Raw genomic sequence first — 17,264 nt, 5'->3', positions numbered from 1 at the left:
CATTCGTACTTGGAGAGTTACGTTTTTTTTATTTATTTTTTGCAATTTTATATGGCACTCTGGAAAAAAGAGCATTATCCTTCACCTCCTAATATGATTTCTGAGCCGTCGCTTCCATCTGATAGTTATTTTCCTTACCGGATAAGTTATCCACCGGACTGAGAGAAAAGAAACTGTGTTTTCCACAAACTTCGCTTTTTATATACACTTGGTAAACCATATTTTGAATTAGAAAATCCGGCTGTTTCCTGACCAGGTTGGCTTGAATCATATCCATCATGCGGTAGTATTTTTGTGATGAATCCATGGGCAAAAGCAGCAATTTTAAGTATCCCTGGTAGGAAAATCCTTTTTGCGGCAAATCACCTCCCGGCAGATCCGCTTTTTCTCCCAAGCGCAGAAGACTGTCTAAATCCAGCTGCCAATCCTCTGATGATTTCAAAATCGGGATCTTTCCTCCCTGTAAAAGGATTCTGAGATCCATAATCCCTTCTCCTAATGCCCACACTCCCATGATAAAAACTGCCAAAACAGAGGCCAAAGGCGCAAGCCCAACAGAACCGGCGATCAGAGCCGCAAGTCCCCTGGCTTCTTCCCTTTTCTGAGGATCGGATAATATGTGAATCAGATTTAATCCGGTTCTTACCGCGAGCATCTCAGATGCCGTTTGGGATAAGTTCTCCCTGTCAGATTCTTTGCCTGAAATCAGGTATTCCATCTCATAAAAGGTATCTTTATCCGTTTCACTCAGCACATCGGTATAAACCATATCGCAGTATTGGCCGGTAAGCGCCCTTTTTATCAGGTCATCTCCATCCGGACTTCCATTTGTGCCGACAGTATAGGAGGGCCATCCGGCTTGATTCCATCGGCCGCCTGATATGTCTTTTCCTTCCGGCATAATGAGCCTTAGAAGCCCCGATTCCGCTATGGCTGTGACCTGTTCTAACCATGCCTGCTTTTTCTTATCCGCAATCCCGGCTTTGCAGGACAGACCGCTGGTTTCAAATCTCTGCAGATGGCTTTTTACCGGTTCCCAAAGCTCCTCTTCATCCAATTCGTCTCCGTCTTCTTCCGGTTCCCAATCGTTAATATATTGAATTACAGCTTCTGCTTCTTCTTTTACCGACTCTACAAGACTGGTATTGCGCTCCGATAGGGAAATCAGGCCGCGTACTTCTTTTCTCCGTTCGCCGTCTTCCAGTATGTAGGTTTCGTAAGAACTCAGTTCTTCTTCCAAAGCCTGTTTAACCGTACCGGATAAATCAGCTGATTTTCCTGCCAGATCCAGACGGCTCTTTTGGATCTCCGATGCCAGGATATCGGCTTGTTTTTCATACCGTTCCACTAAACCCGGCATCCGTTTTCCTTCTTTGAGGAGTTTATCCATCTGCTTTAAAAACGTCCCTCCGTCACAGCTGCTAAGCGCTTCAAAACCTGCGTTTCTGATCTCACCCTGTTTGCTCAGACTGGTGCTTATATCGGAAAGAGCCTGTTCCAGTTTCACCGCTTTTTTCGTATGGCTGTTATACGAACCGCTGATTCCGGCCGCCGCTTTCGCCTCTTTCACCTGGCTGAGCAGGTCTTTGGCGCTCTCCGGAGACACCTCGATCTGGGTGAAGATGCCGTATTTCATATAATCCATAATCTCATCCTGAAAGTATCTGCCGCCCTCATCTGTAATATGTTTCCAATTCTGAACCTCAGCTTTGGCCTCATTCATGGAATACCAATTTTCTGCTTCTGCATAGGTTTTAAAATAATCTTCAAATTCCTGCTCCACCTGGTCTTTGGAAAAGGCTTCTAAAAGCAGTAAATGGTAATCTTCCCATAATTCCCTGTGATATGCAGCCAGCACGGATTCCAGCGATGAGTTTACCGCAGTCTGCATGTACCATCTGGCACCTGCAGTTCTGGCCGATTCCATTAGGACGCAGACGAGACTGCAGGTGCACATAAGGATCAGGCTGAGGAAGACGGTGATTTGTCCGCTTTTTCTCCTCATGGTTTCACATAATCCCTTCCTGTAACCTGAAAATTAATAGACTTCTTTGGACTGGGTGTTAATTTCCTTAAAGATATTATTGAGAAGCGTTGTGATCTGCTTTTTAAATATGATCACCAGGCCAATCAAGACGACTAATATTAAAACTACCTCAATCACTCCAATTCCATCTTCTTCTCTGAAAAAACGTTTGATTTCCTTCATTCTGCATCCTGCCTTTCTAATCATTTTTTAATATTCAGTTTGTTAATACATAGACATCAGCGCCGGAACCATGATAATCACCATAACCACTCCCAGCATCATGAACAGTGGAAGCAGCAGTTTTGTTCCGGCTTCTTCCCCCAGTTTTTTCGCAAGATTTTTCCGCTGTTCAAATGCATCTTCCATCTCCGCGTCCAAAAGGACTTTAAGATTTTTCATGCCTGTTTTCCGGTTCTGCTCTAACAGACCGGACAGCTTCAGATAACAGCCAAGCCCTGCGCGCCTTCCAAAATCCCTATACGCCTTTCCTTCTGAGATTCCGCTTTTAATCTGATAATAGGCGGTGCACAGTTCTTCATATGCGAACCTCATCTCCTTTCTTCCCTCCGCCCTCATCTTTTCATAATCCAGAGCAACCCGTTCCCATGCCATAGATACCGTCATTCCGGCGCCGATGAATATCATCAATTTTGATACGATCTCCGAATAGTCCAGCATCATCTGGCTTCTGCGGCGCTTCTCTCTCTGGCGAGCATCCATCTTTTCCTTGGCAGCACATAGGACTGCCAGTAAGATGCCCAAAACCAATAATACTGAATGGCCGGAATCATCCGGCATTCGATAATGCAGTTCTTTCCCTTCATATTCTTTGGGCAGCTTCAGTTCTTCTCCGGTCCGGCTTTGTTCGTCCAAAGCGGACAACACTTTCCCCAATCCGGCTGCCGATTCCTCCTTATCTGTTAATCTTGCAGGATATACGGTAATTGGGATTTCATATTCACTTTTTATGGTTCCCTGGGAAAGAGTTACGGTCAGAATGACCTGATCTCCCCGGTCTGAGAGCTCCTCCGCCGTAATATGGCCAAAGCTGTCTAATATCTCCGGGCAGTCCGTATCCCATCTGGCTTTTATTCCATATTCATCAATCCAGCTTATCAGATTCAGATCGGTTCTGACTTCCTGCAGAGACTGATTCTCTCCCAGTATCCGTTCCGGGAGGGAGTCTATAATCTGACGGCCGGTTTCATCCCATTCTTCCTCCCCGATCAGCCTGTCGCTTACATTGATGATTAAAGGGATCTCTTCTTCCTCCAGCCCTTCGACAATCACTTGATAGGAAACGTCTCCCTGGCCGTAGGAAGGACGGTTCAGGCTGGTAATATCCCCATATTCACTCCAGGAAGATATTTTTGCGGCAGCAAAAGCCGCTGCTCCCAGGAGAATACAAACAATCTGCTTTTTCCCCTTCACAGGCACCTCCTTATTTCAGTCCGAATTTTGAGCCCATATATCATTCAAAATGACACGGCAGGTCTGCTGCCTTTTATTCAGTGCCGGATAATCTTGACAATCTTGCCCTCATGTCAGTGGGGTATCTATGCCCACCACTGCCGTTAAGCTTGTTTTTGACGATTCATCTCTCCGCCTAGAGGTGGGTAATTCTCGCTTATTTTGTTAAACTTCAATCTGAAGCAGCTTTCCCGACAGCCAGTAAGCCGCCAAATAGAGGATCAGGCAGACGCTCATCATAATCCTTCCAAGGCTTGTCTCATACATCATGTCGAAAAATCCCGGTGAAGTGGAATTAATATAAAAGACGATTAAGAACGGGATCATATTCATGATCTTCTGTTCAAACCTCCGGGAGGCGTTCAGAGTCTCGATCTCCTCCCGCACCTGCATCTTCTCACGGATGATGCCGGCCGTATGGTTAATGATGGGTACCAGCTGGCCTCCGCTGCGTTTAGCTACGGAAAAGACCTGGGCAAAATTCTCCACATCATCCAGCCCGCTCCGGTCCGCCAGATCAAGAAGGGCCTGTTCCACAGGACATTTCGTGGCGATTCTCTTTGACAGAAATTCAAATTCTCTGGTTATCAGCCCCTGATCTCCATACAAGGTCTTTAATTCCCCTAAGCTGGCGGAAAAAGCATTTTCCACCGAATATCCGGCGCTTAAAGAGGCGGCCAGAATTAAGATTCCTTCCTTAAACTCTCTGGCAAATTCCTGTTTCTGCCGGGCGGCCAGCTCTTTTCTCCTGATAAATGGGTAAATTCCTGCGATGGGCAGGCAGATAATGAATAAAAACAGACTTCGATAGAACGTATAGACCACAATTCCATAAATTATAATTCCGGTTAACAGGCTGACGCACCATTCCCCCGCGGATAAGTGATACTGGTTATAATCGGAAACCGGCTGCTGCCAGTTTTCCCGTGTTTTTAAGCTCCCCTGTCTTTTTAAGGCAGCCGGACACCTGATTCTGATTTTGGGAAGGCGATTCTTCAAACTGATACAAGGGATTAAGTTCAATTTCACCGTTAACAACACCTCCTACTTCGACAATTGACAAAACCCTTCTGCTTTTATCCCGGAGACGCCCCAGGTGGATTAAAATCTCGATGGCGGAAGCGATCTGGCTTCTTATGGCGGCAAGGGGCAGTTCCATGCCCATTAAAACCATGGTTTCCAGGCGGGAAAGCATGTCCTTAGGCGTATTTCCGTGGCCGGTGCTGAGGCTTCCGTCATGGCCCGTATTCATGCTGTTTAATAGCTCGGCGGCCTCCTTTCCCCTCACCTCCCCGACGATAATCCGGTCAGGATTCATCCTCAGGGACGCGCGGATCAAATCGCCAATGGTGATCGCCCCCTCCCCTTCCGCATTGGCATTCCTTGTCTCTAACCGAACCAGATTAGGAACATGCTGAATCTGAAGTTCCGCCGAATCTTCAATTGTGATCACCCGCTCATCTTCCGGGATAAATGCGGACAGGGCATTTAAAAACGTGCTTTTTCCTGAGTTTGTTCCTCCGCTGATAAACATGTTGTATCCTGACTTTACAAGCAGTTTTAAGAGATGGGCCGCTTCTTCGGTCAAAGAGCCGTATGTGATCAGTTTCTCCATGGTTATGGGTTCCGGGAATTTTCTAATGGTGACCGTGGGGCCATTTAAAGCGGCGGGAGGCAGAACTACATGAACGCGGGAGCCGTCTTCCAGCCTGGCATCCACAATAGGGGAAGAAACGTTAACCACGCGGTTTACCCTGCTCACGATCTGCTGGATCATATCTTCCAGCTGCTCTTCACTGTCAAAGGTATGAGGCCACCGTTTGATAACCCCTTTTTCTTCAACAAATATGGTATCCTTTCCATTGATCATAATTTCGCTGACAGATGGATTATCCACCGCCGCCTGAAGCACGTCGTCGAGGCGGCGGAAGCTGTTAAACAGGCTTTTTCTCAACATGGATTTCTCCTTTAAGGGCAGATAACGTTCCTTTGACGCCTCTAATATCCGGCTGTCAATCAATTCATACAGCTGGCTGTCGTCCAGGCCGCGCCGTTCATTCAGTTCCTGCCTCAGCTCATCCCTCAGAGCCGTTCTCAGTTCCTGAAAGTCTAATGCCATAGGTTCCCCTTTCCTTTCAGAAGCTGTCTGGTATAATCCCCCAGTTCTCCCCATAAAAGCTGTTCCAGATAAGTATCCCGCCTTCCGAAACTGCTGTGATAGGGAAGCTTCAGTTTCTGTATCTTATCCAGCAGCCCGCCTTTTCCCGACTGCATCAGATAATCTTCAAACTCTTCCAGCTTTGCAGCCGACATGCAGTCCTCTTTCACCGGCATGTAAACAGTGCCGCAAATCTCTAAAATGTCGGTCACGCTCTTGCCGAACCAGCCTGCGTCCACGATGATCACATCATACGCACTCTCCTCTGCAATCTCCCGGATCAGATCGGCCGCTCCCTGAGCTCCTGTCTCTTCCAAGTCTTCCGGGAATCTGGCGGGGGGAATGTAATCCAGATTTCCCCAGCTGTATACATAGGAGCTGAGTTTCAGCCAGTGGTAATTCCCCTGCCGGTACATATACATCACATCGGATAAATCTCCGCTAAAGTTTTCCCCGGTGATGGCTGAAAAGCCGGAATACTGCTCCAGGTTGAGATATAACACCTTCTCATCCTGGGCCATCAGCTGACCCAGCACCAGGGAAAAGGAGGTTTTCAGGCAACGTCCCACAGGCGAATAGACAGCGATGATCCGGCACTGGGAAAGGCTTGTTTTCAGCGGCTCAATCTCAGGTTTTTCACAGTAACATGCCATCACCTCGCGGATCACATTGTCCGTGGACTGGTACTTATAGACGCTGGGATAGCTGTCCTTCACATCCACCACCTCTCCGTCCGACAGAGTTACCACCTGTTTCGCATTCAGCTTATCCACCTGTTCCCGGTTCACACTGTCGCTGATCAGCAGAAGTTCTATGGGATTCTCTCCTGCGAAATCCTGTAATCGTTCCATGGACGTGAAAGCGGCAACCGTAAACGGCACCTTCTCCTTTCTGTTGGCAAAATCGGCAAAACGGTCTGAATAAAAGGGGTCCACATCATAGACCGCCATAATTCGTTTCATGTCTTCATCTCCTTTGTAAGTTTAATAAAGCCCAAGCCCGCACCGCTCTTTAATCAGGCTAAAAATGCATAGTAAAAAAAGCCGCCCAGAAACAAACAGACTGCAAATGGTATGGTCATGCGGTAACCATCCCGGCCAGGATTATAATATTCCCCGATTTCTTTTGTACAGATTATCCGCTGAACATATGCGGCAAGATAAAAAAGACGTTCTTTCAGGCTGTGGTAATACATAAGCTTCATCAGGGACCAGACAGCCCCGATCAGGAATCCGATGGCGATAACCGTAACGCTTCCTGCCACATTGCAGTAACCGCAGATTAAGGACATCACTTTAATATCCCCGGCTCCCATCATCCGGCAGTAATAGAGGGGGAAAAACAGAAGCGTCACAGCCAGAACTCTCAGCAGAAACCAGACCAGCTCTCCCCTATGTAAATACATCCCTGCTGCCATTCCTAAGAGAATCCAGATATTCGGTATCCTGTGGTTTTTGATATCAAAAAAAGCGCTTCCGGCAAGTAAACATAGAATCACCGTCTGATTGACAATAATAATCCCTTCTTTCTTAATCATATTTTATTTCGTTAATGGAGTATATGCCCGAAACGGGCTAAACCATGACCTGCACCGACTGAAAGCGATGCGAATAGTGTTTTTACATTATGCGTGATTTTGAATCAAATGTCAATATGTTTTTGTCGAAAAAACCATTTTTATTTCCGCTGTTTTTTGTTGACCTGATACCCTCAAAATGGTAGAATATAATTAGTTTAAAATTTTAAACCAAAGGAGGAACCCATGGTCGATTTAAACGAACTGCAAGCTCATTTTAACACCTGTATGCCCCTTTTCATCGCCTTGGGTGACGAAGTCAGGCTGACGATCATCGAAGCGCTGACCCACGCCGCCTTTGGCCGCCTGGAAGGCAGCGGCATACAGAATACCAGAGCCGGAATTAAGGGAATGAACGTGATGGAAATCACGAAAAAAACCAATCTTTCCCGGCCTGCTATTTCCCACCATTTAAAGATTTTAAAGGATGCCGGATTGGTGGGGATTCAGAAAGAAGGGACTTCCAACTATTATTACATGACCATTCAAAGCAGCACTGAACAGCTGATGAACTTGGGCTCCATGCTGCAGGAATGCCTAAAGGAAAAATCACTTTCCGTTTAATGCTGGAGTTATTTCCCTCAACTGAATAAATATTGTCAAATCAGTCATACTATGGTTATAAAAAAGATGAAAAAGCCGTATGAACGGCGGAATGAGAGGTAACCATGAGGAGACTGAAAAAGGCAGCCATCTGCACCTTGGAAAGACAGAATTTGCGGGCGGAGATCGAGCAGACGAAGACGGCCATTGACGCGGCCAGAAACCATTTCGAACAGGTTGTAGACCCTACTCTGATCGACTGCTACATCTACGAATTGAATGCGGCACAGCTGCGTTATCAATTTCTTCTCCGGCGTTTTAAAAGCCAGGAGATCCAATCTTAAAACGTGTGCCATTTACACGGCGCACCGGAAACCGGGAGGTAAGTATTTATGAGTACATGGTATGAAAAAGGGGTATTTTATCATATGTATCCCTTGGGTATGACAGGGGCTCCCAAGCAAAACCTGGAAGAATCTGTCACGGACCGGTTTGAGGAACTGAACCGCTGGATTCCTCATATCCTGTCGCTCGGCTGCAATGCCATCTACATCGGACCATTGTTCGAATCCACCTCTCACGGGTATGACACCAGGGATTACAAACTTGTGGACAAACGTTTAGGCACTAACAGCAGTTTTAAAACCTTCGTTTCCCTGTGTCACAGCCAGGGAATAAAGGTTGTGGTGGACGGGGTATTCAACCACACCGGGCGGGAATTTTTCGCATTTCGGGACATCCAGGCAAACCGGGAGTCATCGCCTTACCGCGATTGGTACAGAGGAGTTAATTTTTCCTGTCAAAGCCCCGCTGGCGACTCATTTACCTATGAAGCCTGGCAGGGACATTATGAACTTCCGTGTCTGAACCTGTGGAATCCTGATGTAAAACAGTATCTGTTTGATGTGATCAGATTCTGGATCGATGAATTCGATATCGACGGAATCCGCTTAGACTGTGCAAATGTTCTGGATTTCGGCTTCATGAAAGAACTGAGAACACAGACATCGGCTATGAAAGAGGAATTCTGGCTCATGGGCGAAGTGATCCACGGAGAATACAGCCGCTGGGTGAACTCTGAAATGCTTCATTCCGTAACGAATTATGAGTTACATAAGGGCTTTTATTCCGGTCATAACGACCACAATTATTTTGAGATCGCCCATACGGTCCGCAGGCTGGAACAGGTGGGTAAAGATCTCTACACCTTCGTGGACAACCACGATGAAAACCGGCTGGCCAGCAAGCTTAACCTGCCGGAGCATCTTCCTCTTGTCTACACACTTCTCTTCACCCTTCCGGGTATTCCTTCCATCTACTACGGAAGCGAATGGGGCATAAAGGGAATGAGAACAAAATACAGCGACGACGAACTGCGCCCCTCAATTTCCATCGGCGATGCAGACCGGCTAAACAACAGCCTGACCGAAATGATCGCAAAGCTGGGCGCAATCCACAGGGATAACCCGGAATACCACAGAGGAGAATACAAAGAACTTCTGCTCACCAACCGCCAGTATGCATTTGCCCGTTTTATCGGGGAGGAAGCATCCGTAACTGCGGTAAATAATGATGATAAAGAGGTAAACCTTCGCATTCCCATACCTTTTTCAGGAAATGAGGCTGTCAGCCTTTTTGACGGCGCTGTCTTTCCGATCGAGGGGGGCTTCATCAACTTGTTACTAAAGGGCAATGAGGGCATTGTCTTGAAGATAGCATCGGATCATCAAACTAATTGATTGCCGCAGGGACAAAAGCGGCAGGATGGAGGAAATTATGGCGGGTAGAAAAAAACAAATTGGGATAGGTTTTATTACGGAGGTTGACCGTTACCTGTACGGCAACGGCACTCACTACGAGATATATGAAAAATTAGGCGCTCACCCCAAAAATTATAAAGGCAAAGAAGGAATGTATTTTGCCGTATGGGCGCCTCACGCGGAAGCCGTGGGCGTTGTGGGGGATTTTAACAACTGGAATCCTGAGGCCAATCCAATGCAGGTTCTGGCCGATTCCGGTATCTATGAAGCATTTGTTCCCGGCATTGGAAGCGGGGAATTATATAAATTCGCCATCACCACACAAACCGGGAAAATACTGTTCAAAGCAGATCCGTATGCGTTTACGGCGGAGTACCGTCCGGGAACCGCTTCCATTACCACGGATCTTTCCGGTTTTTCCTGGAATGACGACACATGGATGAAGCAGCGCCTGGAGCAGAATCCGTTAAAAGCGCCCATGTCCATCTATGAAGTGCATCTGGGCTCCTGGAAGAAGAAAAACAGCGAAGAACGGGACGGCTATTATACATATCGGGAAGCAGCTCATGAATTGGCCGATTATGTGATTAAGATGGGCTATACCCATGTGGAATTGATGGGAATCGCGGAGCATCCTTACGACGGTTCCTGGGGCTATCAGGTGACCGGGTATTTTGCTCCTACCTCCCGTTATGGTACTCCTGAAGACTTCATGTATTTTGTCAATTACCTTCATAAAAAGGGGATCGGAGTTCTTCTGGACTGGGTTCCCGCCCATTTTCCAAAGGACGCCCATGGGCTTGCCGATTTTGACGGACAGCCGCTGTATGAATACGCGGACCCAAGAAAAGGGGAACATCCCGACTGGGGAACCAAGGTATTCGACTATGGAAAATACGAAGTCGCCAATTTCCTGATCGCCAACGCGGTGTTCTGGGTGGAGAAATTCCATGTGGACGGGCTGAGAGTGGACGCGGTGGCATCCATGCTCTATCTGGATTACGGACGGAATGACGGCAACTGGATTCCAAACATTTACGGGGGCAATGAAAACCTGGAAGCCATAGAATTTTTCAAACATTTAAACAGTGTGATGGGCGAACGGGGTAAGGGTGCCGTTGTGATTGCAGAAGAATCTACCACCTGGCCTAAGGTTACGAAAGCGCCTGAAGACGGCGGCCTTGGATTTACGTTCAAATGGAATATGGGCTGGATGCACGATTTCCTGGAATATATGAAGCTAGACCCGTATTTCAGAAAATACAATCACAACAAGATGACCTTTGGCATGACCTATTCCACCAGCGAGAATTTCATTCTGGTTCTCTCTCATGACGAGGTGGTGCATCTGAAATGTTCCATGCTCAACAAGATGCCCGGTTCTTATGAGGATAAATTCGCCAATTTGAAAGCCGGATACACCTTTATGTTCGGACATCCGGGCAAGAAACTGCTGTTTATGGGACAGGATTTCGGACAGATCCATGAATGGGATGAAAAGGTGAGTTTGGACTGGTATTTAACAGGTGAGGAACAGCATGCCGGGCTGCAGAGCTATGTCAGCGACCTGCTCCACATCTATCAGAAATATCCGGCCCTCTACACGCAGGATTACAAATGGGACGGTTTCCAATGGATCAATGCCAACGACGGAGACCGCAGCATCTTCAGCTTTGTCAGGTATTCGGAAACCGGCAAGCAGAATCTTCTGTTCATCTGCAACTTTACACCGGTTGCCAGAGACGATTACAGAGTGGGCGTTCCGAAAAAAGGCACTTATACCTTGGTTCTGGACAATCAGCACGGAATGTACCGCAGGGGCGAAAAAGCGCCTTCCTTCCGGGCAGTTCATAAGGAATGTGACGGGCAGCCGTATTCCGTCTCCTATCCGCTTCCCGCGTACGGAACGGCAATTCTCAGATTTAATTAACATATTTTTATACTGATATTGTAAGTAGTTTCATAAAAAAAAGAGCCGTTCATCCGGGGAAGATGAATGGCTCTTGGTTTTTCGCCCCAGGGAAAGGGCTGGCAAAGGATACCTTCCTTATAGTAATCCAATTGGATTCAAAAATCAATAGGTTTTTCATATTTTTTGTAAACGCTTACATAAATTTCGAAAAAATTCATGTGCATTTTCTCATTCCCATGATAAAATGTTCGTAAAGGGGCGGCAAGGGCTGTCCAACATTTAATTAAAGGAGGCTAAAACCATGCAAACAATCCTGGTCTGTGATGATGACAAACAAATTGTGGAAGCCATAGATATTTATTTAACCGGAGAGGGATTTCAGATTATTAAAGCTTATGATGGTTATGAAGCGCTGGAGCTGCTGGAGACTCATGAGGTGGATCTGATGATCGTAGACGTGATGATGCCGGGGCTGGACGGAATCAGAACCACTCTTAAAGTGCGTGAAACCAGCAGCATACCGATCATCATACTTTCCGCCAAATCCGAGGATACGGATAAGATTCTGGGGCTGAATATCGGCGCCGATGATTACATTACGAAACCGTTCAACCCGTTGGAGCTGGTTGCCCGCGTTAAATCCCAGTTAAGACGCTATACCCAGTTAGGCAATTTAAACCAGCAGCAGACGGAAAGCCAGATTTACAAATGCGGCGGCCTTCAGATCAATGATGACAACAAAGAGGTTCTGGTGGATGACGAACTGATTAAACTGACGCCGATTGAATACAATATCCTGCTGCTGCTTGTTAAAAATGCGGGCAAGGTATTTTCTATCGACGAAATATATGAACAGATCTGGAACGAGGAAGCCATCGGTGCGGACAACACAGTAGCTGTACACATCCGCCATATCCGTGAGAAAATTGAGATCAACCCAAGAGAACCCAGATATCTGAAAGTTGTTTGGGGCGTCGGATATAAGATTGAAAAGCAATAGGAGCCATTATGAAATCTGAACAGTTTAAGATGCAGTTTAAAAAAGGTTTTGTTGTGCTCCTGCACCTGTTCTTCGTGGTTCTGGTTCTGGCCGGTTTCTGTTTTTTACAGATCAACGACAACTCCGGGAAAGGGCTGGCCTGGCTCAATGAAGAAACCTATGAAGACACGCCGATGTTTTCTGAACAGCTGCGCTCTGACATTACCAATATCTTTAATTATGTAAACTATAAAGACTTATTTGAAACCAACGGGGAAATCGACTACACCAAAGATATTTTAAGCGTCCGTTACAACAATAAGCGGGATGTTACCTATACGTTGGACGAGTTGGTCCGTTATGCTAAGGCAAGAGGATTCTATCTGGACGAAAACTTCAAGGTCGTTAAAAATCAGGCCGGAGATATCGTTCCCGACAGGGAATCCCTGATGATCAACTGGAAAGCGTATCTGCCCAATGAAGTTTATGCGGAGCCGGGAGACCAGTTCGCCACCCTGGAAGAACTGTCCAGAGAGGTATTGGAAAAGCTGGGCGAATACTATACAATCCGGTTCAACTTTATTGAAAAACCCACCAACCTGTATTTCAGGGTGGCTTATCAGGACAGCAAAAAAAACACCAGCATTTACACCAATTCGGATGATATGACCTTTGAGGAAATGGCTAAGCTGGGTAAATTCCTTTATCTTTCAGGAGATGCGATCAGTCCTGTAACCAATATCGCCTTACCTCCCAATGATGTGGCCACTTTGTTGGAAAAAAACAACCCGTATGACAATTTCAATTCCTCCATTATAGTGGCAATTGATACTTCCTATCCGCATCTGGACGCATATTCAATAGCTGCACAGCGCTACCGCATCATGCATAAACGGTATGTGGACGGTTTTGTCATGCTGGTCATGGGCATATTGGGCTGTATGGGAACCGTGCTGTATCTGATCCCTGTATCAGGCCATAAAACCAGAAAATCCCGGGAAATATCCCTTCATCATTTTGACCGGATTCCTACGGAAGCGGGAGTCATCTTATATGGGGCTGCTGTATGGGCTGCGCTCTATATGGGCCGGATGATCGGCTATCCCCTTCTCCATCTGCTTTTTAAGTCGGATCACTGGGCTTACTTGGAACAGCTTTCCCAAGGAGCGGTTATGTACGTGGTCTCCCTGACCGCCGTTTTCAGCGTTATCCGCAGGTATAAAGCCGCTTCCCTGTGGAAAAACAGCATTGTCAACCGGTTCTGCAACGGCTTTTCCGCCTATCTGCTGAACCACAGTTTCAAGATGAGAATTATTGTGTGTTATCTGGCATTTTTAGCCGTTAATGTCAGCTGCGTGGTTTTGATCAGTTATCTTTACTATAAGCAGAACATCCCTTCTAATTTTATTAAATTCTGGGGTACTGCTGCTCTCCTTATTCTGATTGATCTGGCGGTATTTTTAAAGCTTTTACAGACCTCTATGGAAAAAGATAAGATTGACGAAGCGCTTAAAAGCATTTCCACAGGGGATACCGGTTATAAAGTGGATCTGGACTTTTTCTCAGGAAAAGAGCTGGCCGTTGCGGAAAGCATTAACAACATCAGCTCCGGTCTGGAAAATGCGCTTCAGGAAAAGGTTAAGAGCGAACGGTTAAAAGCGGATCTGATCACCAATGTTTCACACGATATCAAAACTCCCCTCACATCCATTATCAATTATGTGGATCTGATTAAGCGGGAACACATTCAGGACCCTAAGATTCAGGGTTATCTGGAGGTTCTGGACCAAAAATCCCAGCGTTTGAAGACGCTTACCGAGGACCTGGTGGAAGCTTCTAAAGCCAGCTCAGGAAATGTTAAGCTAGAGATCGCCAACATTGACCTGGTGGAACTGGTATGGCAGACCAACGGAGAATTTGATGAGAAATTTGCGCTCCGCCATCTGGAAGTGGTAACCCATCTGCCTGACCAGACGCTTTTAATCGAAGCGGACGGACGCCATCTGTGGCGGGTATTGGAAAACCTCTATAACAACGCATACAAATATGCCATGGAAGGAAGCCGTGTCTATATCGACGTCCAGCAGGAAGAGGATCTGGCAGTCTTTACCATCAAGAATGTATCAGCCAATCCGCTTAACATCAATGCGGACGAGCTGACCGAACGTTTTGTAAGGGGAGATGTGGCGCGTACCACAGAAGGCAGCGGCCTCGGACTTTCCATCGCAAAAAGCCTGACCGAACTGCAGAATGGAATTTTTAAGCTCTATATAGACGGGGATTTATTCAAAGCCCAGGTGAGCTTTCCGATTAAGAAACCGGCTGTAAGCCAGGAACAGGCTGATCTCACTTAGAGATCAGCTTGATCTGACTCCATTTTCCGGTCAGATACCTGAGATAGGATATAACGAAGTTTGAAGCCCATCCCATAGGGATTGCAAACCAAACGGCTTCAACGCCCCAAACCGGGGCAAAATGAAACGCTACAAACACACGGATGGACAGGTTTACGAGATTAGCCAGGGTGAATACAAGCACATCCCCGGCTCCTCGCAGCAGTCCGTCCGTTGTCGCTTTGAGGCCTATAAATACATAGAAAAAGCAGATAAAGGTCACATAGCTGATTCCGGTTTCAAACGCCTTCTGTCCGCTCTGCGGGTCCAAAAACGCCATCAGGAAATACCGTCCTCCCAAAAGGGAAATCAGGCACAATATCACCGCAGACGCTCCCACCATCATACATCCCACCTTATATCCATGCCTTACCCGGTCCGTTCTTCCCGCTCCCATATTCTGAGCTGCAAATGTGGACATGGCGTTGCCGATGGCCAGCATGGGAACAATGCTGATGGACTCAATTCTGGTTGCCGCCGCATATCCGGCCATCACGGAGGCCCCGAATCCATTGACCACCGACTGAACAAGCAGCATTCCGATATGGACAATGGACTGCTGAAGGGTGGACGGCAGAGCCACCTTCACCATGTTAAACACCATTCCCGGATCATAGAACCGGAATTTCCCCTCTCCCTCATATCCGGCCATCTTTCGGATCAAAATCACAAAGGAAATCAATGCGGAAATGCCTTGGGCGATCAAAGTCGCCACCGCAACTCCCATAACTCCCCAATGGAATGAAATGACAAATATCAGGTCTAACACGATATTTAACAGCGAGGAAAAGATCAAAAGCCCCAAAGGAGTTTTGGAATCTCCCAGCGAATTAAATATGGCCGCCTGCACATTATACATAAAAAGAAAGGGCAGCCCGATAAAATAGATGCTCAGATAAGCGGACGCATCCTCAAATACGTCTGCCGGCGTATTCATCCATGTCAAAATGGCCTCATTATTCAGAAGTCCGAATATGCCAAGCAGGATTCCAACTGCCAAAAAGTTAAGCAGGGTTGTGGAAACCGCCGTTTTCATATTGCCGATCTGTTTCGCTCCAAAAAACTGGGATACGATGACAGCGCTTCCGATTCCCCCGCCGATAGCTATGGCGATAAACACATTGGTGATGGAATAGGACGCTCCCACCGACGCCAACGCATTCTCCCCCACAAATTTACCGACCACAACGGAATCCATAATATTATAAAACTGCTGAAACAGGTTGCCCATAATCATGGGAAGCGCGAAGAAAAACATGGTTCTTCCAGGCGGATCTGTCAGCATATTCAATTTTCTTTTTTCCCTATCCATCCAATCTCTTTCCTTTCTCAAATATTAACGCCAGGCCCACGGCTAAAACCCCGCTGAGCAGCTTAGCGGCCATCATCGGAACAAGTAATTCCGGCCTAACCCCTGCCGTAAATCCCAGATGCGCCGAAAATACGGCGATGGAACTTACCAAAAATGCGGTCGTAACCACCTTTCCCTTAGGGCACATATCCTTAATCATCCGGAATACGGGCAAAACACTGATGCAGGAAAACAGCATTCCCGCAATCGACGCGGAATCCAGCCCCAAAGCCTTTCCGGCCGTTCCAAACGGTTTTCTTAAAAGCCTCAGAATCAAATTCATGAGCGGCAGGCTCCCCAGCAGCACAATGCAGATTCCCGCTACGGTCTCCATACATTCCATAATCGGCGGCATTCCCTGAATCAGCACGATTCCGGTCATGTATTCAAACGCCGCGGCAGAAAGCCCGATCACAGTCAGAATCTTAATCCCCCGTCCAAAATAAATGAACCCCTTCACCATCTTTTCCTGCGCGAATAAAAGCCCTAAGACCAGCAGGATTCCTATAATCAGAATGGGAATCAGGTTAACCAGCACGCAGGCCGCCGGAAGTCCCATCATCAGGCCGCCTACAAGAGCTCCTACCGGAACAGGAACCAGCCCGATCAGCAGACCCTTGGCAAAATAAACCCGGTCCTCACTCTGTATCATGCCAAGCCCCACCGGTATGGTGAACACTATGGTGGCTCCCAGCATCGTGGATACGATCAGCCCTGAAAAATACCCCACCTGAGCATCCTCCGCCAATGCCAGCGCCAAAGGATAACCGCCCATATCTATAGCCAGAATGCTGGCAAACATGGCCGGATCAGCTCCGATTAAACGGAAAACAGGAACAATCACCGGTTCCAGTAACTGAGCCAGCTTAGGCGACAGGCAGATGATTCCCACCATGCTTAACGCCGTAGGGCCAAGACACATAAAACCTTCTTCAAATTTTTCCCCTAAGCCGAATTTGTTATTCAATATGCAGTCTGCCCCGCCAAGCAGGATTCCAACCGCCATAATGAACATTATGATATCATTAATTGACATTTTTATATTCCACCAGTCTTTGTATTAAGAAAAAAGAGTGTGCAGAATTTCGCACAC

15 protein-coding genes are annotated in these 17,264 nt (G+C 47.0%); 6 read left to right on the top strand and 9 right to left on the bottom strand.

Features of this window, described 5'->3' with window-relative positions; translation table 11 throughout:
- Positions 1-88 precede the first annotated feature (88 nt).
- The 7 genes from C0033_RS16615 to C0033_RS16585 all read right to left on the bottom strand — a co-directional run bounded on the left by C0033_RS16615 (position 89) and on the right by C0033_RS16585 (position 7,194).
- Positions 89-2,005, bottom strand: coding sequence for a DUF5702 domain-containing protein (locus C0033_RS16615; protein ID WP_103229015.1), 1,917 nt, complete (start codon positions 2,003-2,005; stop codon positions 89-91).
- Between the two features lie 33 nt (positions 2,006-2,038).
- Positions 2,039-2,209, bottom strand: a complete 171-nt coding sequence (locus C0033_RS16610; protein ID WP_103229014.1) for a Flp1 family type IVb pilin — start codon at positions 2,207-2,209, stop codon at positions 2,039-2,041.
- Positions 2,210-2,251: 42 nt separating this feature from the next.
- On the bottom strand, positions 2,252-3,460 hold the full coding sequence (locus tag C0033_RS16605; RefSeq protein WP_103229013.1) for a hypothetical protein: 1,209 nt from the start codon (positions 3,458-3,460) through the stop codon (positions 2,252-2,254).
- 204 nt (positions 3,461-3,664) lie between these two features.
- A complete protein-coding gene (locus C0033_RS16600; protein WP_242984528.1) occupies positions 3,665-4,498 on the bottom strand; it encodes a type II secretion system protein F in 834 nt (277 codons plus the stop codon).
- Positions 4,392-5,618, bottom strand: a complete 1,227-nt coding sequence (locus C0033_RS16595; RefSeq protein ID WP_242984527.1) for a CpaF family protein — start codon at positions 5,616-5,618, stop codon at positions 4,392-4,394. Before C0033_RS16595 ends, C0033_RS16600 begins: the two co-directional genes overlap by 107 nt.
- Entirely contained in the window at positions 5,609-6,619 is a 1,011-nt protein-coding gene (locus C0033_RS16590; protein ID WP_103229011.1) for a hypothetical protein, read from the bottom strand. Before C0033_RS16590 ends, C0033_RS16595 begins: the two co-directional genes overlap by 10 nt.
- A 53-nt stretch (positions 6,620-6,672) precedes the next feature.
- Complete coding sequence (locus C0033_RS16585; protein WP_103229010.1) at positions 6,673-7,194, bottom strand: A24 family peptidase; 522 nt, start codon at positions 7,192-7,194, stop codon at positions 6,673-6,675.
- Positions 7,195-7,419: 225 nt separating this feature from the next.
- On the opposite strand from C0033_RS16585, the gene C0033_RS16580 reads away from it, so the two are divergent.
- From C0033_RS16580 to C0033_RS16555, 6 genes are all read left to right on the top strand, one after another.
- Positions 7,420-7,797 (top strand): metalloregulator ArsR/SmtB family transcription factor, encoded by a 378-nt coding sequence (locus tag C0033_RS16580; RefSeq protein ID WP_242984526.1) that lies wholly within the window; start codon positions 7,420-7,422, stop codon positions 7,795-7,797.
- A gap of 104 nt (positions 7,798-7,901) precedes the next feature.
- The gene (locus C0033_RS16575; RefSeq protein ID WP_103229009.1) at positions 7,902-8,120 is read left to right on the top strand and encodes a YaaL family protein; all 219 of its coding nucleotides are present in this window, start codon (positions 7,902-7,904) and stop codon (positions 8,118-8,120) included.
- Between the two features lie 48 nt (positions 8,121-8,168).
- Complete coding sequence (locus C0033_RS16570; RefSeq protein ID WP_103229008.1) at positions 8,169-9,515, top strand: alpha-amylase family glycosyl hydrolase; 1,347 nt, start codon at positions 8,169-8,171, stop codon at positions 9,513-9,515.
- Positions 9,516-9,552: 37 nt separating this feature from the next.
- Positions 9,553-11,466: a 1,4-alpha-glucan branching protein GlgB gene (gene glgB / locus C0033_RS16565; RefSeq protein ID WP_103229007.1), complete on the top strand. Its 1,914-nt coding sequence runs from the start codon at positions 9,553-9,555 to the stop codon at positions 11,464-11,466.
- 283 nt (positions 11,467-11,749) lie between these two features.
- On the top strand, positions 11,750-12,448 hold the full coding sequence (locus C0033_RS16560; protein WP_103229006.1) for a response regulator transcription factor: 699 nt from the start codon (positions 11,750-11,752) through the stop codon (positions 12,446-12,448).
- Positions 12,449-12,456: 8 nt separating this feature from the next.
- The gene (locus tag C0033_RS16555) at positions 12,457-14,781 is read left to right on the top strand and encodes a HAMP domain-containing sensor histidine kinase (protein WP_242984525.1); all 2,325 of its coding nucleotides are present in this window, start codon (positions 12,457-12,459) and stop codon (positions 14,779-14,781) included.
- Here the strand turns inward: C0033_RS16555 and C0033_RS16550 are convergent.
- Both C0033_RS16550 and C0033_RS16545 read right to left on the bottom strand, forming a co-directional pair.
- Positions 14,774-16,132 carry an MATE family efflux transporter gene (locus tag C0033_RS16550; RefSeq protein WP_103229005.1) on the bottom strand — a complete coding sequence of 453 codons (1,359 nt, stop codon included), beginning with the start codon at positions 16,130-16,132 and terminating at the stop codon, positions 14,774-14,776. The genes C0033_RS16555 and C0033_RS16550 overlap by 8 nt on opposite strands.
- The gene (locus C0033_RS16545; protein ID WP_103229004.1) at positions 16,125-17,207 is read right to left on the bottom strand and encodes an ethanolamine utilization protein EutH; all 1,083 of its coding nucleotides are present in this window, start codon (positions 17,205-17,207) and stop codon (positions 16,125-16,127) included. The genes C0033_RS16550 and C0033_RS16545 overlap by 8 nt, the downstream gene beginning before the upstream one ends.
- Positions 17,208-17,264: the final 57 nt, after the last annotated feature.

It is taken from the genome of Clostridium sp. chh4-2 (assembly GCF_002899675.1).
In the GTDB taxonomy this organism is placed as follows: domain Bacteria; phylum Bacillota; class Clostridia; order Lachnospirales; family Lachnospiraceae; genus CHH4-2.
This window is presented reverse-complemented; position numbering and strand designations above follow the sequence as displayed.